Raw genomic sequence first — 21,802 nt, 5'->3', positions numbered from 1 at the left:
GTGTCAGCCGAGCGTCGGATCGGCCGCCACCGCGGCGGCAAGGTCGAGTCGGACGGCCATGATCTCGGGGCTCTCGGTCTCGGGATGGGCCTCGAAGCCGAGCGAGGCGCACATGTCGAGCATGGTGGTATTCTCCCGCAGCACCTCGCCGCGGATCTCGGCGTAGCCCTCGCGGCGGGCGAAGCGGACGATCAGGCGCATCAGTTCCCAGCCGAGGCCCATGCCCTTGAGGTCGGAGCGCACCGCGATGGCGTATTCGCCGTGGTCGCGGGCGGCGTCGCCGTGCAGGCGCACCGCGCCGAGCATCTCGTCGCGGGCGGGGTCGATGGCGATGAAGGCCATCGCGCGGGCGTAGTCGATCTGGGTCAGGCGGGCGATGAAGGCGTGGCCGAGTTCGCGCACCCTGGCGAAGAAGCGCAGGCGCATGTCGTCGTCGCTCATCCGCGCGAAGAAGGCGGGATAGAGCCGCTCGTCCTCCGGCTTCAGCGGTCGGACCAGGATCTCGGTGCCGTCGCGGAGGACGAGACGCTGCTCCCACTCGCTCGGATAGGGCCGGATCGCGAGGCGCGGATGGCCGACCGAGGGCACCACCCGGTGGATCTCTGGCGCGGTGTCCGCCCGGACCGAGATGCGGGCGTCGACGGTGACGATTCGCTCGTGGTCGGCGATGATCGGGTTGAGGTCGATCTCGCGGATCCGCGGCTCCTCGGCGACCAGCTGCGACAGCTTGACGAGGCCGAGCGCCAGCTTCTCGCGGTCGACCGGCTTGCGGTCGCGGTAGCCGGCGAGCTGGCGCGACACCCGGGTGCGCCCGATCAGGTCGAGCGCGAGGTTGACGTCGAGCGGTGGCAGGGCCAGCGCCTTGTCGTTGATGACCTCGACCGCGGTGCCGCCGCGGCCGAACACCAGGATGGGCCCGAACACCGGGTCGTCGGCGACGCCGGCGATCAACTCGACGGCCTTCGGCGCCACGATCATCGGGTGCAGCGTCACGCCCTCGATGCGGGCGTCGGGCCGGGCGGCGCGGGCGCGCTCCAGGATGCGGGCGGTCGCGGTGGCGACCGCTTCCGGAGAGGTCAGTTCGAGCTCGACGCCGCCGACGTCGGACTTGTGGACGATGTCCGGCGAGGCGATCTTGGCGACGACGGCGCGGTAGGTCGCGAGCAGGTCGCGCGCCTTGGCTTCGGCGTCGGCCGGGTCGAGCGCCGGCACCGCCGGCACCGCCTGGACGTCGTAGGCGGCCAGCACCTCGGAGACCTCGGTGGCGGTCAGCCACGAACGGCCGTCGCCGATCGCCTTGTCGATCGCGGCGCGGGCGCGGGCGCGGTCGGGCGTGAAGCCGGCGAGCAGGTCCGGCGGCGTCGCCGTCAGCGTCTCCTGCGCGTCGGCGTAGCGGATCAACTGCATCAGCCCTTCGATCGCCCGGTTGGGCGTGCCGAGCACGGGGATCTTCGCCTCGGTGAAGATCGCCTCGGCGGCCGGGTCGTTGCCGAGCCAGCAGGCGATCACCGCCTTGCCGCGGAAATGGGTGCGCTTGTACTGCCGGATCGAGTCGACCACGGCGCTGGCGCAGTCGCGCGAGGAGGCGAGGGCGGTAGGGCAGTTCATCACCACGACGGCGTCGACGCCGGGATCGGCGAGCACGGCGTCGAGGGCGGCGCCGTAGCGCGCCGGCGGCGCGTCGCCGACGATGTCGACCGGGTTGGCCTTCGACCATGTCGGCGGCATCGCCGCCTCGAGGGCGGCCATGGTCTCGGGCGCGAACTGGGCCAGGGTACCGCCGAGGTCGACCAGCCGGTCGACCGCGAGCACGCCGACGCCGCCGCCGTTGGTCACCACCGCGACCCGCTTGCCCGGCACGCGCGGCACGAGGCTCAGCGTTTCGGCGGCGGCGAACAGCTGGCCGAGGTCCTCGACGCGGAGCAGGCCGGCGCGGCGGAAGGCGGCGTCGTAGACCGCGTCGACGCCGGCGAGCGCGCCGGTGTGCGAGGCGGCCGCCTTGGCGCCGGCGGTGTGCCGGCCCGACTTGATCACCACGACGGGCTTGGTGCGCGCGGCCGCGCGCGCCGCCGACATGAAGGCGCGGGCGTCGCGCACCGCCTCGACGTAGAGCAGGATCGCCCGGGTGTTGTGGTCGAGGGCATAGTAGTCGAGCATCTCGGCGAAGCCGACGTCGATGGCGTCGCCGATCGAGACGAGGCCGGAGAAGCCGATCTCGTTCTTCTCGGCCCAGTCGAGCACGCTGGTCAGGATCGCGCCGGACTGGGAGATCAGCGCGAGGTCGCCCTTGCGCGCCATCCGCTGGGCGAACGAGGCGTTGAGCCCGCTGCCGGGGGCGAGGACGCCGATGCAGTTCGGACCGATCACCCGCATGCCCCGCGCGAGCGCGGCGTCGATCGCCTGCTGGCCGAGTGAGCCGGGACCTTGGCCGAGGCCGGCGGAGATGATCACCAGCGCCTTGGCGCCGCGGGCGCCGAGCCGTTCCACCGCGTCGACCACGCCGGCGGCGGGCACAGCGATTACGCCGAGGTCGGGGGCGGCCGGCAGCGCCTCGATCGAGGCCAACAGCGGCGCGCCGTCGATGTCGCCGCCGCGCGGGTTGACCAGCATGACGCGGTCGCCGTAGCCGGCGATCAGATTGCGCGCGACGATGTTGCCGACGCTGCCGGCCTGGGTGCTCGCGCCGACCAGCGCGACGCGGGACGGGCGGAAGAAGGCTTCGAGGGCGTCGAGGGACATCGATCGGGTCTCGGCTCCCGTGGGAGGGGATCAGGCGCTCGGCTCCCGACGCGCGTCGCTTCTCTCCGGCCGGGGGCCGCGGGCGACGCGTCGTGGCGCCGGTCTGCCCGACCGGCGCCGATCTTTCCATCGGCAACGTTGCGGACCCGTGAAGACCCGCGTCCGCATTCGTCCCGACCAGGGGCGTCTCAGTGCACCATCAGCGTCGGCACTTCCATGCGGTCGAGCATGGTGCGGGTGGCGCCGCCGATGATGAACTCGCGCAGGCGCGAATGGCCGTAGGCGCCCATGACGCAGAGGTCGGCGCCGACCTCGCGCAGATGCGCGATCAGCGTCTGCCCGACGTCGCCGGCGTCGCGCGCCACCGTGCGGATCTCGACCTCGAGGCCGTGGCGGGCGAGGTAGGTGGCGACGTCGGCGCCGGGCTCGCCCGACCACGACTTGGCGCTCGCCACGATGGTCACCTCGACCGCCGAGGCCATCTGCAGCACCGGCATGGCGGCGTGGACCGCGCGTGCGGCGGTCGACGAGCCGTCCCAGGCGATGACAACGCGGCCGAACTTCGGCGTGGCGCGGTAGCCGTTCGGCACCACCAGCAACGGCACGCCGGCGTCGAACAGCATCGCCTCGATCAGGCCGGCGCGCATCGGCTCGGGCTGGTCGACGTTCTCCTGGCCGATCACCACCAAGTCCGACAGGTGCGCCTGGGCGACGATCGGCTGGGTGGCGCCGGCGAGCAGCGTCTGGGTGCGCGCCTCGGCGCGCACGTCGGCGGCGGCGGCCGCGGCGGCGAATCGCGCGGCGGCGGCCTTGGCCTGGCGCTCGGATTCCTCGAGCGCGCCGACGATGTAGTCGGCCGGAATCGGCGCGGCGAGGAAGCCCGGTGCGAGCGGCTCCATGGCGAGCGCGAGGCCGGTGACGTGGGCCCCGGTGCCCGCCGCGAGCGCGAGGGCCGCGTTCGGCCCGGGCATGGCGTCGTCGAACACGTCGACGATGGTGAAGATGTCCTTGATGGCCATGGGATTCGCCTCGTCCGTGGAAAACCTGGAAACGCCCGGGCCGGCCCGCGGGGTCCGGCCACCCGCGGAAGTGATCGCACGTCCGGGCGGGGACATCCTTGCGTTCGATCAAGGCGGGGCGTGGGCGGAGCCGGAAACGGCGCCGGCCGCCGCGCGGGAAGAACGCGCGGCGGCCGGCGGATCGGCTGTCGGGGGCGGGCGGGGATCAGCCGGCGAGGCGCTTGGCCTCGCGGCGGCGGGCGTGCAGCACCGGTTCGGTGTAGCCGTTCGGCTGCTCGCGGCCCTTCAGGACGAGGTCGAGCGCGGCCTTGAAGGCGATCGAGCCCTCGAAGTCGGCGGCCATCGGCCGGTAGGCGGGATCGCCGGCGTTCTGGCGGTCGACCACCGCGGCCATGCGGCGGAAGGTGTCCATCACCTGCTTCGGTGTGACGATGCCGTGATAGAGCCAGTTGGCGATGTGCTGGCTGGAGATCCGGAGCGTGGCGCGGTCCTCCATCAGCGCGACGTCGTGGATGTCCGGCACCTTGGAGCAGCCGACGCCCTGGTCGATCCAGCGCACGACGTAGCCGAGGATGCCCTGGGCGTTGTTGTCGAGTTCCTCCTGGACCGCGTCCGGGCTCCAGTTGGTGTCGCGGGCGAGCGGGATCGTCAGGAGCGCCGCCTCCGAGGCGCGCGGCCGGTCGAGGAGGGCGCGCTGGCGGCCGCGGACGTCGACGTCGAGATAGTGCAGCGCGTGCAGCGTCGCCGCCGTCGGCGAAGGCACCCAGGCCGTGGTGGCGCCCGCGAGCGGATGGGCGCGCTTCTCCGCGAGCATCGCCGCCATCCGGTCGGGCGCCGCCCACATGCCCTTGCCGATCTGGGCGCGGCCCGGCAGCCCGCAGGCGAGGCCGGCGTCGACGTTGCCGTCCTCGTAGGCCGCGATCCAGGCGGTCGCCTTCATCTCGGCCTTGCGGACCATGGCGCCCGCCTCCATCGACGTGTGGATCTCGTCGCCGGTGCGGTCGAGGAAGCCGGTGTTGACGAAGACGACGCGGTCGCGCGCCGCGCGGATGCAGGCCCGGAGGTTGACCGAGGTGCGGCGCTCCTCGTCCATGATGCCCATCTTCAGCGTGTTGCGCGCCATGCCGAGCACGTCCTCGACCGCGGCGAACAGCCGGTCGGCGAAGGCGACCTCCTCCGGCCCGTGCATCTTCGGCTTGACCACGTAGACCGAACCGGCCGGGCTGTTGGCGCGCCGGCCGGCCGGGCCGACGTCGTGCAGCGCGATCGCCGCGGTGACGGCGGCGTCGAGGATGCCCTCGGGGATCTCGCGGCCTTCGCCGTCGACGACGGCGTCGGTGGTCATGAGGTGGCCGACGTTGCGGACCAGCATCAGCGCCCGGCCGCGCAGCGTCAGGGTCCCGCCGTCCGGCGCGGTGAAGGCGCGGTCGCCGGCGAGCCGGCGCACGACAGTGCGCCCGCCCTTCTCGAAGCGCTCCTCGAGATCGCCGCGCATCAGGCCGAGCCAATTGCGGTAGACGACGACCTTGTCCTCGGCGTCGACGGCGGCGACGGAATCCTCGCAGTCCATGATGGTGGAGAGCGCGCTCTCGACGACGACGTCGGCGACGCCGGCCGGATCGTTGGCACCGATCGGCCGCGCACGGTCGATCACCACCTCGACGTGGAGGCCGTGCTTTTCGAACAGGATCGCCTCCGGCGCCGCCGCGGGGCCGCGGTAGCCGGCGAAGCGGGCGGGATCGACGAGGCCGGTCTCGGTGCCGTCGGCGAGGCGGACGACGAGGCGGTCGCCGTCGACCGTGTAGGAGACGACGTCGGCGTGGCCGCCGATCGTCAGCACCGCGACCTTGTCGAGCTCGGCCTTGGCGCGGGCGACGACGGCGGCGCCGCGGGCCGGGTCGAAGCCGGCTCCGACGGGTGCGCCGGGGACGGCGTCCGTGCCGTAGAGCGCATCGTAGAGGCTGCCCCAGCGTGCGTTGGCGGCGTTGAGGGCGTAGCGGGCGTTCATCACCGGCACGACCAGCTGCGGGCCGGCGAGGGTGCCGATCTCGGGATCGACGTTCTCGGTGCCGATCGTGAAGGCCGGCCCCTCGGGCACGACGTAGCCGATCTCGGCGAGGAAGGCGCGATAGGCGGCGATGTCGACCGGCCGCGCCCGGTTGGCGCGGTGCCAGGCGTCGATCTTCGCCTGCATCTCGTCGCGGACGGCGAGCAGCCGGCGGTTCTCCGGCGCGAAGTCGCGGACGATCCGGGCGAGCCCGGCCCAGAAGGCCGCCGGCGTCACGCCGGTGCCCGGCAGCGCCTCGGTCTCGACGAAACGGTGCAGCACCGGGTCGATCCCCAGCCCCTCGACGACGATCCGAGCGCTCATCACCACCTCGCGAAAGAAACAAAGGTGCGCGCCTTCGCCGCACCAACGATGGACCACTAGATGCGGCGGACGGCGATCCTTGTCGAGGCGGCGAAAGAGCGAAGGATTGTTTCCGTGAGGGAGAAGGTGGGGAGGGCGGTAGGCAGTGGGCAGTAGGCAGTAGGGCTTCGGCAGTCGGCAGTCGGCAGTCGGCAGTCGGCAGTCGGCGGTCGGGATGTCGGCCGATCGACGGTCACGAACTCGCCATGGCCCCCCCCCCTTGTGGGGGAGGGTTAGGGAGAGGGGTATGCGCGGCGTCAGGCGGTGCGGCGGTAGGGGCGTGGGTGACCCCTCTATCCAACTCTCCCCCACAAGGGGGGGGCGTGGGTGACCCCTCTATCCAACTCTCCCCCACAAGGGGGGGAGAGGGCAGGGCGGGCTTCCGTGCGAGCCGAATATGGCGGCGCCGTTGGGGGCGCGTTTGCCGGTACGGCGAGCGCGGTCGCCGAACTCTCGTCTCGGAGTCGAGCATTCCACGGCCCGGACACGCGGCCGGCAGCCCTACTGCCTACTGCCGAAGCCCGACTGCCCCCCTTCACATCGCCCGGAGCCACGTGTCCCAGCGCGGATCCGCCATGACGTCGCGGGCGCGCATGTATTTCCAGATGCCGTATTTCTGGTAGTCGAAGTCCCAGGTGTTGAGCTTGCGGTTGACGACCGCCCAGGACGCCCACTTGACGTCGGCGAGGGCGCGGCTGACGACGATGCGGGCGACCGTGGCGGGGCGGACCTCGCCGCAATAGGTCTCGATCAGCTCGAGGGTCTTGGCCTCGTCGTAGAACATCTCGGCGAACAGCACGCCGAGTTCGTAGGCGCGCTCGTTGTTGGAGGCGAACTCGTAGTCGATCAGCTTCATCGGCTTGCCGGCGCCGACGGCGTCGATCAGGAAGTTGCCGGGCATCGGGTCGTTGAAGCAGGGCACGACGTCGAGGCCGGAGGCGAGGAAGGCGGCCTTGGCCTCGCCGTAGCGGTGCAGGATCCAGTCCATCGCCGGCGGGAAGTGGGCGCCGAGTTCGCGGCCCTGCTCGACGTGCTCTTCGATCATGTCGAACACCGTCTTGGTGAGCGACAGCATCGGCCCGGCGTGCAGGCGGCGGTAGATGTCGAGCACGCCGGCCTGGATCGCCGGATCGGCGAAGTCGGCATTGGTGCAGGCGCGGTAGCCGACCAGGAACTCGTGCACCTCGAGGCCGTCGGCGGGGTCGAAGAACACCACCTCGGGGGCGACGCCGATGGCGTGGGCGTTGCGCGCGGCCTCGTTGGCGGCGAGGCGGTCGATGAACATCTCCGAGCCGGGCCCGGGGATCTTCAGGAAGAACGAGCGCGCCTCGCCCTCGACCTCGACCAGCCAGTTCTGGTTCATGATGCCGCCGACCAGCGGCCGGTAGCGGAAGCCGCGGCCGGCCCAGGCGGGCACGCGGGCGGCGGCGGCCTCGAGGGCCTTCTCGTGGACGGTGGCGGCCTCGCCGGCGCTCCTGTACTCGGCCATCAGAGCCTCCTCAGCATCTCGGAAAAGCGCGGGTCGCGCAGGCCCATCCGGCAGCGCACGAAGCGCCAGCTCGCGAACTTGTAGAACTCGAAGGTCTCGCGCAACGACCGCCGGGCCACCACCGCGCCGATCAGGCCCCAGCGCAGGTCGTCGGCGATGCCGTAGATGCGCGCCCGATTGAACGCACGCTCTTCGAAGCCGCCGGTCGCGCGGGCGAAGGCGTCGCGGCGCTCCGGATCCTGGTCGAAGGCCTCGGTCAGGAAACCGCCGAGGTCCTCAAGCGGATCGGCCATGGTGGCGCGGTCGAAGTCGATCAGGCGGACCTCGCCGGCGTCGGAGATCATCAGGTTGGAGACGTTGGCGTCGCCGTGGATCGGCACCGGCGCCGCGGCGACCGGCGCCACCGCGGCGGCGGCGACCGCCATCTCCGACACCAGCCAGCCGGTGTCCGCCGGCAGTTCGGCGCCGCAGGCGCGGGCGTCGTCGTGGAAGCGTTCGATCTCCTCGAACACGCTCACGCTGCGCGGCAGCGCCGGCGCGGCCTGGAACTTGGCGCGGGCGGCGACCACCGCGTCGACGATCGCCGGGTCGAGCAGGCGGTCGAGCGTGCCCACCCGCCAGCCGGCGCCGAGGTCCTCCATGACGAGGACGCCGGCGGCGACGTCGGCGAGGTGCACCTTCGGGCCGACGCCGAGGTCGGAGGCGTGGCCGGCGGCGGCGAAGGCGGTGGCGACGTCGATGTAGAAGGCGGCGTCCTCGTCCATCACCTTGACGAACAGGCTTCGGCCGTCGCCGTCGACGACGCGCCAGGGCCAGCCGTCGACGCCGCGCCAGCTCGGCGAGGCCAGGATCGGGATGGCGGGCTCGGCGGTGACGGCGACGCCGCCCCAGCCCGGCACCGCGGCGACCGCGGCCCTGACGCGGTCCTGCTGTTCCTCTGGTGTCATTCCGGCAACCCCGCCCCTCGTGCGCGCGCGTGATCCCGCGGCGAGCGAAACGCCCGCCACGTCAGCAGACTAGCCGATCGGGGCCGGCATGGGATGACCGCCGTTCCAGTTTGTCTTGCCTCCGGCATCGCCGCACTGGCGGACGGCGCCGGCCATCCGCTATGGGCCGGAGAGACGCCGCGGCCGTCCTCGTCGCCGCCTCCGGGAGTAGCTGATGTCGATCGCGAGCCTCGTCGCCCTCTCCGTGCGGGACCTCGTCGAGGCCTTCGCGAGCGGGCGGATCTCGCCGGTGGAGGCGATGGCCGTGGTGCTCGACCACGTCGAGGCCGCCAACCCCAAGGTCAACGCGCTGTTCTCGATCCGCCCCGAGAGCGCCTTCGCCGCCGCCCGCGCCGCCGAGGCGCGCTATCGCGCCGGCCGCCCGCTGGGCCCCCTCGACGGCGTGCCGGTGACGGTGAAGGACAGCGTCTCGATGATCGGCTGGCCGCACACCCACGGCATCGCCGCCAACGCCGACCGTCCGCCCTCGACCTACGACGCCCCGCCGGCCCTCGCCCTGATGGAGGGCGGCGCGGCGATCTTCGCCAAGACCACGATGCCCGACTGCGGCCTGCTCGCCGCCGGCGTCTCTTCGCTGCACGGCATCACCCGCAATCCCTGGGGGCTCGCCTGGAACACCGGCGGCTCGTCGGCCGGCGCCGGCGCCTCGCTCGCCTGCGGTATGGGCTTCCTGTCGGTCGGCACCGACATCGCCGGCTCGGTGCGCCTGCCCGCCGGCCACTGCGGCCTCGCCTCGCTGAAGCCGACCCACGGTCGCGTCGCCCACCTGCCGCCCGACACCATGCGCATGGCCGGCCCGATGGGCCGCGCCGTCGAGGACGTCGCCCGCATGCTCTCCGTGCTGACCCGCTTCGACGAACGCGACACCTGGGCCTTCCCGGACGAGGGCGTTCCCTACCACGACCGGCTCGACCGCGATCCGGCGGGCCTGCGCGTCGGCGTGCTCGCCGACCTCGGCTTCGGGCTCCGCCCGGAACCGGCGGTGCTGGCGACACTCGAGCGCGCCGCCGCCCTGCTCGCGGGGGCGGGCGCCGTGGTCGCGGCGATGCCGCCGCCCTTCGACGAGGACGTCTACGCCCCGATCGACCTCTATCTTCAGGTCCGCGGCTATCTCGAGTGGTCGGAGCTGTCGCGCCACGACGACGGCGCCATCGACCCCACGGTGAAGGCCTGGGCGATGCCCGGCCGCGACCATTCGGCAACCGAACTCTACGCCGCCCTCGGCGCCATCACCCGGATGAAGGCACGCCTGCTCCAGGCTTGCGAGCCCTACGACTACCTGATCTCGCCGGTGCTGCCGGTTGTGAACTTCCCGGCCGAGGAGCCCGGCGTGTTCCGCGAGCGTCCGCTCGGCCACACCGGCTTCACCGCCGTGTTCAACCAGACCGGCCAGCCGGCCGCCACCGTCTGCATGGGCTTCGACGAGCGCGGCCTGCCGATCGGCGTCCAGGTGGTCGGCCGGCGCACCGACGACCTCGGCGTGCTCCAGGTCGCCCGGATCCTGGAACGGCTGCGCGGCTTCTCGATCGACTGGCCGCTGGAGCCCAGGGCATGAGCGATCTCCACGGCCTGATCGACGCCTTCGCCGCCTTCGGCGACAGCGGCGACGGCGGCGTCCGCCGTCTGACCGGCACCACCGAGGACGCCGCCGCCCGTGCCCTGCTCGCCGCCGAGTTCCGCCGCCGCGGCTTCGCGCTCGCCGTCGATGGCATCGGCAACATGTTCGGCCGCGCCGGCCTCGCGCCGGAGGCCGCCGAGGTGGTGCTGACCGGCTCCCATCTCGACAGCCAGCCGACCGGCGGTCGCTACGACGGCACCTACGGCGTGATCGCCGCGACGCTCGCCGCCGACGCGCTCCGCGCCCGCGCCGCCGCGAACCCCGACGCGGTCCGCCGCGACGTCGTGGTGGTGAACTGGACCAACGAGGAGGGCGCGCGCTTCCAGCCGAGCCTGACCGGCAGTTCGGTATTCACCGGGGCCCTGCCGCTGGACACGGCCCGCGACCTTCGTGACGGTGCCGGCGTCGCCCTCGGCGCCGCGCTCGACGCGATCGGCTGGACCGGTGACGCCGCGCCGGCCTTCGACATCGCCCGCTACGTCGAACTCCACGTCGAACAGGGCGACCGGCTGGAGCGCGCCGGTGCCGCGATCGGCGTGGTCACGGCCTGCTGGGCCGCGCGCAAGCTGTCGATCGTGTTCCAGGGCGCGCCGTCGCACACCGGCCCGACGCCGATGCCGCGTCGCCGCGACGCGCTCCGCGCCGCCGCCCGCGCGATCGAGGCGCTGCACGGCCTCGTCGCCGACGATCCCGACACCCACGTCTCCGCCGCGCGGATCTCCGTGGAGCCGAACTCGCCCAACGTGGTGCCGGCCCGCGTCCAGGTCTGGTTCGAGGTCCGCCACCGTGACGTCGCCCGCACTGCCGCGATCGGCGACGCCTTCCTCGCCGCGGCCGTCGCCGGCGCGGAGCCGCTGGGCGTCGCCGTCGAGGTCGCGATCGACGAACGCCGTGCCGCCCAGATCTTCGACCGGGACGGCACCGCCCTCGTCGCCGCCGCCGCCCGCCGCCTCGGCCTTCCCGCGATCGACACCGAGACCGTCGCCGGCCACGACGCCGTGGCGCTGATGCGCAAGATGCCCTCGACGCTGATCTTCGTCCCGAGCCGCGGCGGCCTCAGCCACTGCCCCGAGGAATACACCGCCCCGGCCGACCTCGACGCCGGCGTGGCCGTGCTCACCGAAGTGCTGTGGGATCTCGTGACGGCGGGGTGAAACGTGTCGGCGCTGTCGAACATGCAACCAATGATGGCATAATTGACAAGGCGCCGATACCGCGTCTAATCTTCCGTCCGGAAACGTCGGCAAGACGTCGTCGGGGGATGCGCAGATGGCTCGGAGGATGGTCGCCCGCCTGTGCGCGGTGTTCGTCGCGCTCTGCGCCGTCGCGGCGCCGGCGGCGGCGTCCGATGTCCTGCTCGCTCTGGCGGGCGTGAAGGCGACCGGCACGACCATGACGGCGTTGGTCGGCGAGCGCCTGTCGGGGATCCCTTTTACGGTGATCGAGGCGACGCCGACGTCGATGCGGCTCAGGACGTCGGAGATCGGCTATTTCAAGCTGCTGGCCGACGCCCGCATCACCCGGGTGCGCAAGCTCGAGGGCGCGGCGCTGCCCGACGCGACGGCGTCGGTACGCCACACCGCCTATACCCTGCGCCTGCGGACCGACGGCGTCGATCCGTTGCCGTTCCGAATGGCCGTACCGTCGATCCGTACGGCCGTGCCGCTCGGACGCCGGAGCGCCCCCGGACGGATCGGCGCCAATGCCGTCTCGCTGCCGCGCTACGGCATCGAGTTCCGCGCCGTCGGGGCGGACGGTTCGGTGCTCGGCAGCACGGTGATCGAGGATCCGCGCACGCTGCGCCACGAGCCGACCACGACGGACGGTCGCCACCTGACCTCGGCGACCTTCCGCAGGACCGACGCGATCGTCACGGTGGTGATCGCGGAGAGCGGAACCGCGCGACGGATCGAGATCCGCAACCGCCGCGGCTCGGCCGAGCAGTCGCGGCTGATCGGGACGGTCGCATTGCCGTGACGTCGCCGGAGTCGGCGACTGGAGGGACGGGGGAGGGGCCATGATCGCGAGGGCGTTCGCGCGCGCGTCGATCGCGCTCGCGGCGACGGTGGTCGCCGTCTGGACCGCCACGGCCGAACCCGTGGTGCGGATGGAGCAGCACGGTCCGGTCGACAACCGGATCGACGTGGTCATCCTCGGCGACGGCTACACCCAGGCCGAGCAGACCCTGTTCCAGACCGACGCCGAGACCTTCCGGGACGTCCTCGTCGCGACCCCGCCGTTCTCCGACTATCGCAAGTACTTCAACGTCAAGCGGATCTTCACCGCCAGCGTCGACTCCGGCGCCTCCAAGCCCGAGGGTGCGCGCAATACCGCGCTCGGCGCCGCCTACAACTGCAACGGCATCCGCCGGCTGATCTGCGTCGACGCCCGCAGGGTCGAGGACGTGCTCGCCCGCAGCGTGGCGGTCGAAGGGCGCGATCTCGTGGTCGTCCTCGTCAACGACCCGGAATACGGCGGCAGCGGCGGCGCCTACGCGGTGACGTCGGCCTCGCAATCCGGTGCGTTCTTCTCCGACACCCTGATGCACGAGATCGGCCACGCCTTCGGCGGCCTCGGCGACGAGTATTCCGACGACGGCAACTGCGGCGTCTACACCGGCCCCTACCCGAACGTCGACGACACCATCACCGCGCGGATCTCGTCGGCGAAATGGTCGCGGTGGGTGCCGCTCGGCGTGGTGTTCCCGTCGCCCGACGGCGCCGCCTACGTCGGTGCCTTCCGTGGCGCCAACCACTGCGACACCGTCTGGCACCGCCCGACCACATCCTCGAAGATGCGCAACAATCCGGAACCCTACCGGGAGGTCAACACCGAGGAACTGGTCGACCAGATCTACTGGCACGTGCTGCCGATCGACGGTCGGACACCCGACGTGATCGACGTGAACGTCACCGCCGGCACGTCGACGCGCTTCGCGGTCGACGTGATCGACCGCAACCTGCCGGGCATGACCTACACGTGGCGCCTCGACGGCACGGTCGTCGGCACCACGCGCACCATCGATCTCGACGGTCGCGCCTTCCCGGTCGGCGACAGCCACCTCGACGTGATCGTCGAGGACCGCTCGCCGCTGTCGCGCCTGCCCTTCCTCGGAGGCGTGGTCGCCGTGCCGTTCTGGTCGGTGCACCGGGCGCGGTGACGCGGGCCGTGGCCGGCTCTTCGCGGCCCCTTCAATCCGGCAGCAGGGTCGCGGCGCGGACGGGGTGGACGCGGGCGTCGCCGATCATCCAGGCGATCAGGCGGGCGCGGTCGAACAGGCCGTGCCAGGCGGGGTCGAGCACGTTGAGGCCGCCGGTGTAGGCGCCGAAGGCCGGCAGCACGCAGCGGCGGCCGTCGAGCGCGAAGGCGCGCCGGCGGAGCGCCCGGCCGCGGACGCCGACCTTGGCCGCCGGGTGCAGGTGGCCGGCGATCTCGCCGGGCGCCGCGCCACGGCTCGGCTCGTGGCGCAGCACCAGCGGGCCGATCGCGACCACGTCGGCCGCGGTGCCGCCGAGGCCCTCCGGCGGCGCGGGGTCGTGGTTGCCGGAGACCCAGATGAAGTCGACCGCGGCGGTGATCGCGCGGATGCGGGCGCGGTCGTCGTCGGCGAGCCGGCCGGCGGCGCGGCCGTCGTGGAAGGCGTCGCCGAGCGAGACCACGCGGCGCGCGCCCGTGCGCCGGATCGCGTCCTCGAGCGCCGTGAGCGTCGCCCGGGTGTCGTAGGGCGGCAGGAACAGGCCGCGTCCGGCCCGCGACGAGCCCTTCTCGAAGTGGAGATCGGCGACGACCAGCAGGTCTTCGCCGGGCCAGTGCAGGGCGCCGGAGAGGTCGAGCCGGACGGCGGCGCCTTCGAGGCGGACGAGGCCTTCGCGGGTGAGCACGGGGGGATCGTCGTCGCGACGGAGGACTGCGGTCAAGACGCGTCTCCGCGGCGCGGCCGGCTCGTCACGATGGTGCTCCTCGTCTCGCCCGCGCCCATTCGCCCGGTTCCCTTCCGCGCCTTCACGCCATCGCCTCGGCGACGAGGTCGTCGGCCGCCTCGCGCAGGAGGGCCTCCTCGCCGTCGCCGGCCACCCGCTCGCGGCCGATCTCGAGCATGATCGGCACGGCGAGCGGCGAGATCCGCTCCAGCCTCTTGTGCACGATGCGGCCGCCGATTCGCGACAGCATGTCGGAGAGGCGGGAGAGGTCGAGGAGGCCGGTGGCGGCGTCGGCCCAGGTGGCGCGCATCAGCACGTGGTCGGGTTCGTGGCGGCGCAGCACGTCGTAGATCAGGTCGGTGGAGACGGTGACCTGCCGGCCGGACTTCTCCTCGCCGGGATGGTTGCGCTCGACGAGGCCGGAGATCAGCGCGCAGGCGCGGAAGGTGCGCTTCAGGAGGTAGCTCTCGGCCATCCAGGCGTCGAGGTCGTCGCCGAGCATGTCGGGGTCGAACAGCGCCTCGGGCGACGGTGCGCCCGTGGCGAACAGGTGGCCGAGGTCCGAGAGCGCCCAGACCGCGAGCGAATAGTCGGTGGCGACGAAGCCCATCGGCCGGGCGCCGAGCCGCTCGAGCCGGCGCGTCAGCAGCATGCCGAGGGTCTGGTGGGCGAGCCGGCCCTCGAAGGGATAGGCCACCATATGGAAGCGGCCGGCGCGCGGGAAGGTCTCGATCAGCAACTGGTCGCGCCGCGGGAGCACCGACTTCGCCCGCTGGATCTCCAGCCAGTCCGCCACCTGCCGCGGCAACTTCGACCACTCCGCGGGATCGGCGAGCATCCGCCGGACGCCGTCGGCGAGGAAGGTCGAGAGCGGGAACTTGCCGCCGGCGTAGACCGGGATCCGCGCCTCTTCGGCGGGGGCGCGGGTGACGATGACCTCGTTCTCGCGGATGCCCTCGTAGCGCAGCACCTCGCCGGCGAACAGGAAGGTGTCGCCGGCGCTCATGGTCTCGCAGAAATACTCCTCGATCTCGCCGAGCACCCGACCGCCGCGCAGCGGTCCGACCCCGCGCGCCCGGCCGCCGAGCCTGACCTTCAGCAGCGGCGCCTCGACGATGGTGCCGACGTTGAGCCGGTACTGCTGGGCGAAGCGCGGGTGGGTGAGCCGGAAGCTGCCGTCGGCGGTCGCCTTGATCTTGGCATAGCGCTCGTAGGTCCTGAGCGCGTAGCCGCCGGTGGCGACGAAGTCGACGACCCGGTCGAAGCCGTCGCGGTCGAGGTGACGGTAGGGATAGGCCGAGACCACCTCGGCGTGGAACGCCTCGGGCCGGAACGGGCCGGCGACGGCGCGGCCGAGCACGTGCTGGGCGAGCACGTCGAGCGCGCCGTCGCGGATCGGCGGCGTGTCCTGGGCGCCGAGGTAGTTGGCGTCGAGCGCGGCGCGGCACTCCAGCACCTCGAAGCGGTTGGCCGGCACCAGGATCGCCTTCGACGGCTCGTCCATGCGGTGGTTGGCGCGGCCGATGCGCTGGGCCAGCCGGCTCGCGCCCTTGGGCGCGCCGACGTGGATCACGAGGTCGACGTCGCCCCAGTCGATGCCGAGGTCGAGCGTCGAGGTCGCCACCACGGCGGCGAGCGAGCCGGCGGCCATCGCCGCCTCGACGCGCCGGCGTTGGCCGACGTCGAGCGAGCCGTGGTGGACGGCGATCGGCAGGCCGTCGTCGTTGGCCTTCCAGAGCTCGGCGAACAGCATCTCCGCCTGCGAGCGGGTGTTGACGAAGACGAGCGTCAGCTTGTGCGCGGCGATGGCGGCGAGGATCGCCGGGATCGCCCAGCGCGCCGAATGGCCGGCCCACGGCACGCGCTCGTCGGTCTCGAGAATGGTGATCTCCGGCCGCGCCCCGCCCTCGACGACGACGAGGTCGGCGAGCGCCGTCGGCGCGCCCGGCGCTTGCGGCACCAGCCAGGCGCGCAGCTGGTCAGGCTCGGCGACGGTGGCCGACAGCCCGACAGTGCGCAGGCCCGGCGGGGCGAGCGCGCGCAGCCGGGCGAGGCCGAGCGCCAAGAGGTCGCCGCGCTTGGAGGTGACGAGGGCGTGCAGCTCGTCGAGGATCACGGTGGAGAGGTCGGCGAAGAAGCTCTCGGCGTCCTTGGCGGCGATCAAGAGCGCGAGCTGCTCCGGCGTCGTCATCAGGATGTCCGGCGGGGCGAGCTTCTGGCGCTGGCGCCGCGACGCGGAGGTGTCGCCGGTGCGCGTCTCGATATCCACCGGCAGCGCCATCTCGGCGACGGGGCGCCCGAGATTGCGCTCGACGTCGACCGCGAGCGCCTTCAGCGGCGAGACGTAGAGCGTGTGGACGCCACGCCGGCGCGTGCCCGGCTTCCACTTCGGCCGGGCCGAGAGGTCGATCAGCGACGGCAGGAAGCCGGCCAGCGTCTTGCCGGCGCCCGTAGGCGCGATCAGCAGCGACGACCGCCCGGCCCGGGCATGGGCGAGCAGCGCCAGCTGGTGCGGCCGCGGCGCCCAGCCGCGCGCGGCGAACCAGGCGGCGAAACGGGGCGGGAGAGGCGGCGCGGCGTCGGTCACGGCGCGAGGATAGAGGAGAACGGAACGGGAATGAAGGGCCGTGGAACGGCGTTGGCCGAGGCCGTCCGCACGGCGCCCGAACGGCGGCGGGCCGGTCTCAGAACAGCGAGCCCTGGTCGGGCCCGCCGCGCTTCGCCTTCGGCTTGCGCGCGCCGGAGGCGGCGGCCGGCGACGGTTCGGCCGGCTCGCCCTCGGCGGTGACGGCGATCCGGCCGTCGGCGAACTCGACGTCGAGCCGGGCGCCGGCGAGGACGGCGGCGGCGGAGAACACCGGCCGTCCCTCGCCGTCGCGGACGAGGGCGAAGCCGCGGCGCAGCGTCGCCTTGTGGTTGACGGCGTCGAAGATGGCGACGGCGCGGTCGAGCCGGGCGTGGTCGCGCCGCAGCGCCTCGGCGACGGCGCGGGCGGCCCTCGCGGCGAGCGCGCCGAGACGTTCGCGGTGGAGCGCGTTGGCGCGCTCGAGCCCGCCGAGCCCGAGCCGGGCGGCGACGCGCTCGAAGCGGCGGCCGTGGACGGTGGTGTTGGTCCTGAGCGCCGCGACGAGGGCGAGGCCGACGGCGTCGAGGCGCTGGCGCGGCAGGGCGAGCACGTCGGCCGGCTTCGGCAGCGCACGGGCCGCGGCGAGGAGACGCGTGCGCCGGAGGTCGATCCCGCGGTGGGCGGCGCCGTCGAGCCGGCGGGCGAGATCGGCGGTGCGGTCGAGGAGTTCGCGGCGCACCGGCACGGCCATCTCGGCGGCGCCGGTCGGCGTCGGGGCGCGGACGTCGGCGACGTGGTCGATCAGCGTCCAGTCGGTCTCGTGGCCGACCGCCGAGATCAGGGGGATCGAGCAGTCGGCGGCGGCGCGGACCACCACTTCCTCGTTGAAGCCCCAGAGGTCCTCGAGGCTGCCGCCGCCGCGCGCTACGATCAGCACGTCGGGCCTCGGGATGTCGCCGCCCTCGGGCAGGGCGTCGAAGCCGCGGATGGCCGCGGCGACCTCGGCGGCCGACGTCTCGCCCTGGACGCGGACCGGCCAGACCAGCACGTGGACGGGGAAGCGGTCGGCGAGCCGGTGCAGGATGTCGCGGATCACGGCGCCGGTCGGCGAGGTGACGACGCCGATCACCTTCGGCAGGAACGGCAGCGGCCGCTTGCGCGCGGCCTCGAACAGGCCCTCGGCGGCGAGCTTGCGCCGGCGCTCCTCGAGCAGGGCCATCAGCGCGCCGACGCCGGCCGGCTCCATCTGCTCGATGACGATCTGGTACTTCGACGAGCCCGGGAAGGTGGTGAGGCGGCCGGTGGCGATCACCTCCATGCCCTCCTCGGGCCGAAAGCGGATCTTGCCCATGGTGCCGCGCCAGATCACCGCCTCGATGCGAGCGCCCTCGTCCTTCAGCGAGAAATAGGCATGGCCGGAGGAATGCGGGCCGCGGTAGCCGGAGATCTCGCCGCGGACGCGGACGAAGCCGAATCGCTCCTCGATCTCCCGCTTCAGCGCGAAGGAGATTTCCGAGACGGTGTATTCGGCGACGTTGGTGACGGGTTCGCTCATGGCGGGGAGGGGGCCACGGCGCGCGCGCCGGGTCAAGCGCGCGATGCGCGCCGCCGCCGCCCGTCGCCGTGCTCCGCGGGATTCGGGTGGCGGGCCGGGCGGACGGCGTGCTAGCGCTCCGGGCATCCCGCCGCTCGGATGCCGTGCCATGGACGCCACCACGCTCTTTGCCTTCTCGCTCGCCTTCGCGATCGCCGCCGCCTCCCCGGGGCCGGGTATGGCCGCCGTGGTCGCGCGCGGGCTCGGCGGCGGTTTCCGCGGCGCCTTCCCGATGGTGCTCGGGCTCGTCGTCGGCGACCTCGTCTACCTCTCCTTCGTCACCTTCGGCCTGGCGGCGCTGGCGCAGCGCTTCGGCACGGTGTTCCTGGTGGTGAAGTGGGCGGGCGCGGCCTACCTGCTCTACCTCGCGGTCAAGCTCTGGACCGCGAAGCCGAACCCGGACGAGGTCCGCGCCGCCGCCGCCCAGGGTTTCGTCCGCACCCTGCTCGCGGGGCTGTCGCTGACCCTCGGCAACCCCAAGACCATGGTGTTCTACATCGCCCTCCTGCCGACGCTGGTGCCGCTCGAGCGGATGACCGCGGTCGGCTTCGCCGAACTGGTCGGCATCGTCATGGTGCTCCTGACCGCGATCGGCTCGGCCTACGCCGCGGCGGCGGCCGGCGCGCGCGAGATGTTCCGCAGCCCGCGCGCCCTGCGCCGGCTGAACCGCACCGCCGGCACCGTCATGGCCGGCGCGGCGGCGGCGATCGTGGCGCGCTGAGGACCCGCGCGCCGCCCATTCTTCGCCGTTCCTGATGGATCCATCACGGCAAGCGATGGGTGCCATTCCAAACCATCGTTTGACGTGAAGACCCGTCCGCCGCAGAAACGGGGAGCCGGCCGCTCCCGCGGCGCGGCGTCGCGGCCCCGACGGCTCTCCCGAGCGCTCCCGGCCGAGCCGAGAGATATCGCCCCCCGAGCCACCGCGTCCGAGGTTCGCCCATGACTGCCGTCTCCCCCGCCGCCGCGGCCGTCGCCGCGCGGTCGGAACCGCGTTTCACCCTGTTCGACTTCGTGCTCTATGCCGTCACGGTGTTCGCGTGGTCGACGAGTTGGATCGCGCTCAAGATGCAGGTCGGCGTGGTGGCGCCGGAGGTGTCGGTGGCCTGGCGCTTCCTGCTCGCCGCCGCGGTGATGCTCGGCTGGGTCGTCGCCACCGGCCGGCCGCTGCGCTTTCCCCTCGCCGACCACCTGCGCTTCGCAGCCCTCGGGGCGCTGATCTTCTCGACCAACTTCTACCTGTTCTATCTCGGCGGCGCCTATCTCGCCTCCGGGCTGCTCTCGGTGGTGTTCTCGCTCGCCTCGGTGTTCAACCTCGTGCTCGCCGCCGTCGTGTTCCGCCAACGCATCGAGCCGCGGGTCGCGCTCGGCGCCGCGATCGGCTTCACCGGCATCGGGCTGGTGTTCTGGCCGGAGATCGCCGGCGTCACCTTCAGCCACGAGGCGGCGATCGGGCTCCTGCTCTGCACCCTCGGCACCCTGTTCTTCTGCTCGGGCAACATGATGTCGACCGCGATCCAGCGCCGCGGCGTGCCGCTGATCTCCACCAACGCCTGGGGCATGGTCTACGGCGCGGCGATCATGGTGGTGCTCGCCCTCGTCAACGGGCGGACCTTCACGGTGGAGTGGACGCTGCCCTATCTCGGCGGCCTCGTCTGGCTGTCGGTGGTGTCCTCGGTGATCGCCTTCGCCTGCTACCTGACGCTACTCGGCCGGATCGGCGCGGCGCGCGCGGGCTATTCCACCGTCATCTTCCCTATCTTCGCCCTCGTCATCTCCACCCTGTTCGAGGGCTACGTCTGGACCCCGCTCGCCGTCGTCGGCCTCGCCGCCGTCGTCGCCGGCAACCTGATCGTGCTGACGCGCAAGCGGCGGGGCGCCTGAGCGTCCCCGCCTCGCCCGCTCACTCCGCCGCGATCGGCAGCGGGTTCGTCGCCGCGCCGAGGTTGCCGAGGGAGGTGGCGATATGGGTGGCGAGGGCGTCGTGGATCGAGTGCTTGGCGTGGTCGGCGCGGATCAGCGCGATCTCGGCGGCGGCGAGGTCCGGGAAGCCGTCACGGGGGCCGAGGATGCGCATGTTCATGCGGATCGCGCTCTCCGGCAGAACCGAGACCGCGAGGCCCGCCAGCACCGCGCCGGACAGCGCCATGGCGTGGCCGCTGGTATAGGCGATGCGGAAGCGGCGGCCGACGCCGTCGAGGGCGCGCACCGCTTGCGAGCGCCAGCAGCAGCTGTCGGGGCCGAGCGCCAGCGGCACCGGGTCGAGCTCGTGGGTGCAGTGGTCGCGCGCGGAGACCCAGTAGAGCGGCTCGCGTCGGATCAGATCGCCGCGGATGTCGCCGGCCTCGCCGTGGGTGATGATGCCGAGGTCGAGCTCGCCCTCGCGGATCATGGCGTGGACGGTGCGGGTCGGCTGGCACTCCACCGCGATCTCGATCATCGGGTTGATGCGCGAGAAGCCGGCGAGCACGGTCGGCAGCAGCCGGTCGGCGTAGTCGTCGGGCAGGCCGAGGCGGATCGAGCCGGTCAGGCCCGGATCGGAGAAGGCCGCCAGCGTCTCGTCGTTGAGGCGGATCATCCGGCGGGCGTATTCGAGCAGGCGGCGGCCGTCCTCGGTCAGGCGGCTCTGGCGGCCGTCGCGGGTGAAGATCGGCCGCCCGACGCGCTCCTCGAGCCGGCGCATCTGCATCGACACCGCCGACTGCGTCTTGTGCACCACGTCCGCCGCGGCGGTGAACGAGCCGATTTCGGCGATCGCCAGGAAGGTGCGCAGCTGGTCGAGGTCGAGAACGTTCATGGCTTCCTCCCCGCGGTCGCGGATCGTCGGTTTTCGGGTCGCGGCGACGTCCTCGCCATGCGAGACAGGTGAACGTCGAACCATCACCGACCGTGATGGCTCACATTACAAACATTCGTTGGACTGATCAATAACGGTCCGGCAGAGTGTCACCATCCCCAGAGGGCGGGTCTTCCTCCCGGAAACGCACGTTTCCGGGCCCGCTCTCCCCATGCCCGAAGGAGGGCGCGATGACCCTGATCCTCGACCGCACCCCCGCCGCGCGCAGCGGCCTCGCCGTCCTCGTCGGGCGCGCGGCCGACGCCGTCGCCGGCTTCGCCGCCGCGGCCGCCCGCGTGGTCGCCGCCGAGGTCGACCGCCGCCGCACCATGCGCCTGCTCGAGTGCGACGACCACGTGCTGCGCGACATCGGCCTCAGCCGTTCCGACGTCGTCTCCGCGCTGCTGACACCGGCTGGCGAGAAGGCGAGCGATCGTCTCGCCGAGGCCCGCGACACCCGCCGCGGCTTCGAGCGGGCGCAGGCCCGGGAGGCCCGTCGGGCGGCCCGCTCGTCCTGACGGGCGGTCACCCGATCCATCAGAGGTTCCGATCGGTTCCATCCAGAACATTCGTTGGACCGATCGGTGCTTCCGGTTCAGGCTCT

16 protein-coding genes are annotated in these 21,802 nt (G+C 72.7%); 7 read left to right on the top strand and 9 right to left on the bottom strand.

Annotated features, from left to right (window positions below):
• Window positions 1-3: 3 nt before the first annotated feature.
• The 5 genes from EDD54_RS17280 to EDD54_RS17260 all read right to left on the bottom strand — a co-directional run bounded on the left by EDD54_RS17280 (window position 4) and on the right by EDD54_RS17260 (window position 8,604).
• Window positions 4-2,739, bottom strand: coding sequence for a bifunctional acetate--CoA ligase family protein/GNAT family N-acetyltransferase (locus EDD54_RS17280; RefSeq protein WP_126538521.1), 2,736 nt, complete (start codon window positions 2,737-2,739; stop codon window positions 4-6).
• 188 nt (window positions 2,740-2,927) lie between these two features.
• The gene (locus EDD54_RS17275) at window positions 2,928-3,758 is read right to left on the bottom strand and encodes a universal stress protein (RefSeq protein ID WP_126538519.1); all 831 of its coding nucleotides are present in this window, start codon (window positions 3,756-3,758) and stop codon (window positions 2,928-2,930) included.
• Between the two features lie 205 nt (window positions 3,759-3,963).
• Entirely contained in the window at window positions 3,964-6,129 is a 2,166-nt protein-coding gene (locus EDD54_RS17270; RefSeq protein ID WP_126538517.1) for a malate synthase G, read from the bottom strand.
• Between the two features lie 574 nt (window positions 6,130-6,703).
• Window positions 6,704-7,657: a choline/ethanolamine kinase family protein gene (locus tag EDD54_RS17265; RefSeq protein ID WP_126538515.1), complete on the bottom strand. Its 954-nt coding sequence runs from the start codon at window positions 7,655-7,657 to the stop codon at window positions 6,704-6,706.
• A complete protein-coding gene (locus EDD54_RS17260; RefSeq protein WP_126538513.1) occupies window positions 7,657-8,604 on the bottom strand; it encodes a phosphotransferase family protein in 948 nt (315 codons plus the stop codon). Before EDD54_RS17260 ends, EDD54_RS17265 begins: the two co-directional genes overlap by 1 nt.
• Window positions 8,605-8,818: 214 nt before the next feature.
• On the opposite strand from EDD54_RS17260, the gene EDD54_RS17255 reads away from it, so the two are divergent.
• The 4 genes from EDD54_RS17255 to EDD54_RS17240 all read left to right on the top strand — a co-directional run bounded on the left by EDD54_RS17255 (window position 8,819) and on the right by EDD54_RS17240 (window position 13,442).
• Window positions 8,819-10,219, top strand: coding sequence for an amidase (locus tag EDD54_RS17255; protein ID WP_126538511.1), 1,401 nt, complete (start codon window positions 8,819-8,821; stop codon window positions 10,217-10,219).
• The gene (locus tag EDD54_RS17250) at window positions 10,216-11,436 is read left to right on the top strand and encodes an allantoate amidohydrolase (RefSeq protein WP_126538509.1); all 1,221 of its coding nucleotides are present in this window, start codon (window positions 10,216-10,218) and stop codon (window positions 11,434-11,436) included. Before EDD54_RS17255 ends, EDD54_RS17250 begins: the two co-directional genes overlap by 4 nt.
• A 115-nt stretch (window positions 11,437-11,551) precedes the next feature.
• Window positions 11,552-12,259 carry a hypothetical protein gene (locus EDD54_RS17245; protein ID WP_126538507.1) on the top strand — a complete coding sequence of 236 codons (708 nt, stop codon included), beginning with the start codon at window positions 11,552-11,554 and terminating at the stop codon, window positions 12,257-12,259.
• A 40-nt stretch (window positions 12,260-12,299) separates the two neighbouring features.
• Complete coding sequence (locus EDD54_RS17240; RefSeq protein WP_126538505.1) at window positions 12,300-13,442, top strand: M64 family metallopeptidase; 1,143 nt, start codon at window positions 12,300-12,302, stop codon at window positions 13,440-13,442.
• Between the two features lie 31 nt (window positions 13,443-13,473).
• Here EDD54_RS17240 and pdeM read toward each other — a convergent pair whose 3' ends face one another.
• The 3 genes from pdeM to xseA all read right to left on the bottom strand — a co-directional run bounded on the left by pdeM (window position 13,474) and on the right by xseA (window position 18,323).
• Window positions 13,474-14,199, bottom strand: a complete 726-nt coding sequence (gene pdeM, locus EDD54_RS17235; protein ID WP_245515801.1) for a ligase-associated DNA damage response endonuclease PdeM — start codon at window positions 14,197-14,199, stop codon at window positions 13,474-13,476.
• 85 nt (window positions 14,200-14,284) lie between these two features.
• Entirely contained in the window at window positions 14,285-16,789 is a 2,505-nt protein-coding gene (locus EDD54_RS17230) for a ligase-associated DNA damage response DEXH box helicase (protein ID WP_126538503.1), read from the bottom strand.
• A gap of 97 nt (window positions 16,790-16,886) precedes the next feature.
• Window positions 16,887-18,323: an exodeoxyribonuclease VII large subunit gene (gene xseA / locus EDD54_RS17225; RefSeq protein WP_126538501.1), complete on the bottom strand. Its 1,437-nt coding sequence runs from the start codon at window positions 18,321-18,323 to the stop codon at window positions 16,887-16,889.
• Window positions 18,324-18,471: 148 nt separating this feature from the next.
• Between xseA and EDD54_RS17220 the strand changes: the two genes are divergently transcribed.
• Window positions 18,472-19,083 carry a LysE family translocator gene (locus EDD54_RS17220; RefSeq protein ID WP_126538499.1) on the top strand — a complete coding sequence of 204 codons (612 nt, stop codon included), beginning with the start codon at window positions 18,472-18,474 and terminating at the stop codon, window positions 19,081-19,083.
• Between the two features lie 221 nt (window positions 19,084-19,304).
• On the top strand, window positions 19,305-20,246 hold the full coding sequence (locus EDD54_RS17215; RefSeq protein ID WP_126538497.1) for a DMT family transporter: 942 nt from the start codon (window positions 19,305-19,307) through the stop codon (window positions 20,244-20,246).
• A 19-nt stretch (window positions 20,247-20,265) separates the two neighbouring features.
• Here EDD54_RS17215 and EDD54_RS17210 read toward each other — a convergent pair whose 3' ends face one another.
• Window positions 20,266-21,159: a LysR substrate-binding domain-containing protein gene (locus EDD54_RS17210; protein WP_126538495.1), complete on the bottom strand. Its 894-nt coding sequence runs from the start codon at window positions 21,157-21,159 to the stop codon at window positions 20,266-20,268.
• Between the two features lie 230 nt (window positions 21,160-21,389).
• Here EDD54_RS17210 and EDD54_RS17205 point away from each other — a divergent pair, with 230 nt between their 5' ends.
• Entirely contained in the window at window positions 21,390-21,716 is a 327-nt protein-coding gene (locus tag EDD54_RS17205) for a YjiS-like domain-containing protein (protein ID WP_126538493.1), read from the top strand.
• The last annotated feature ends 86 nt before the right edge of the window (window positions 21,717-21,802 follow it).

This window comes from Oharaeibacter diazotrophicus, from assembly GCF_004362745.1.
GTDB classification, from domain to species: Bacteria; Pseudomonadota; Alphaproteobacteria; order Rhizobiales; family Pleomorphomonadaceae; genus Oharaeibacter; species Oharaeibacter diazotrophicus.
The sequence above is the reverse complement of the archived record's forward strand: the minus strand, read 5'-3'. Positions and strand labels throughout refer to the sequence as shown.

Coding starts and splice junctions, on each gene's coding strand:
- EDD54_RS17205 (WP_126538493.1), top strand. CDS start 21,390: ATGACCCTGATCCTCGACCGCACCCCCGCCGCGCGCAGCGGCCTCGCC.
- EDD54_RS17275 (WP_126538519.1), bottom strand. CDS start 3,758: ATGGCCATCAAGGACATCTTCACCATCGTCGACGTGTTCGACGACGCC.
- EDD54_RS17240 (WP_126538505.1), top strand. CDS start 12,300: ATGATCGCGAGGGCGTTCGCGCGCGCGTCGATCGCGCTCGCGGCGACG.
- EDD54_RS17245 (WP_126538507.1), top strand. CDS start 11,552: ATGGCTCGGAGGATGGTCGCCCGCCTGTGCGCGGTGTTCGTCGCGCTC.
- EDD54_RS17220 (WP_126538499.1), top strand. CDS start 18,472: ATGGACGCCACCACGCTCTTTGCCTTCTCGCTCGCCTTCGCGATCGCC.
- EDD54_RS17280 (WP_126538521.1), bottom strand. CDS start 2,739: ATGTCCCTCGACGCCCTCGAAGCCTTCTTCCGCCCGTCCCGCGTCGCG.
- EDD54_RS17270 (WP_126538517.1), bottom strand. CDS start 6,129: ATGAGCGCTCGGATCGTCGTCGAGGGGCTGGGGATCGACCCGGTGCTG.
- EDD54_RS17265 (WP_126538515.1), bottom strand. CDS start 7,657: ATGGCCGAGTACAGGAGCGCCGGCGAGGCCGCCACCGTCCACGAGAAG.
- xseA (WP_126538501.1), bottom strand. CDS start 18,323: ATGAGCGAACCCGTCACCAACGTCGCCGAATACACCGTCTCGGAAATC.
- EDD54_RS17210 (WP_126538495.1), bottom strand. CDS start 21,159: ATGAACGTTCTCGACCTCGACCAGCTGCGCACCTTCCTGGCGATCGCC.
- EDD54_RS17215 (WP_126538497.1), top strand. CDS start 19,305: ATGACTGCCGTCTCCCCCGCCGCCGCGGCCGTCGCCGCGCGGTCGGAA.
- EDD54_RS17255 (WP_126538511.1), top strand. CDS start 8,819: ATGTCGATCGCGAGCCTCGTCGCCCTCTCCGTGCGGGACCTCGTCGAG.
- EDD54_RS17260 (WP_126538513.1), bottom strand. CDS start 8,604: ATGACACCAGAGGAACAGCAGGACCGCGTCAGGGCCGCGGTCGCCGCG.
- EDD54_RS17250 (WP_126538509.1), top strand. CDS start 10,216: ATGAGCGATCTCCACGGCCTGATCGACGCCTTCGCCGCCTTCGGCGAC.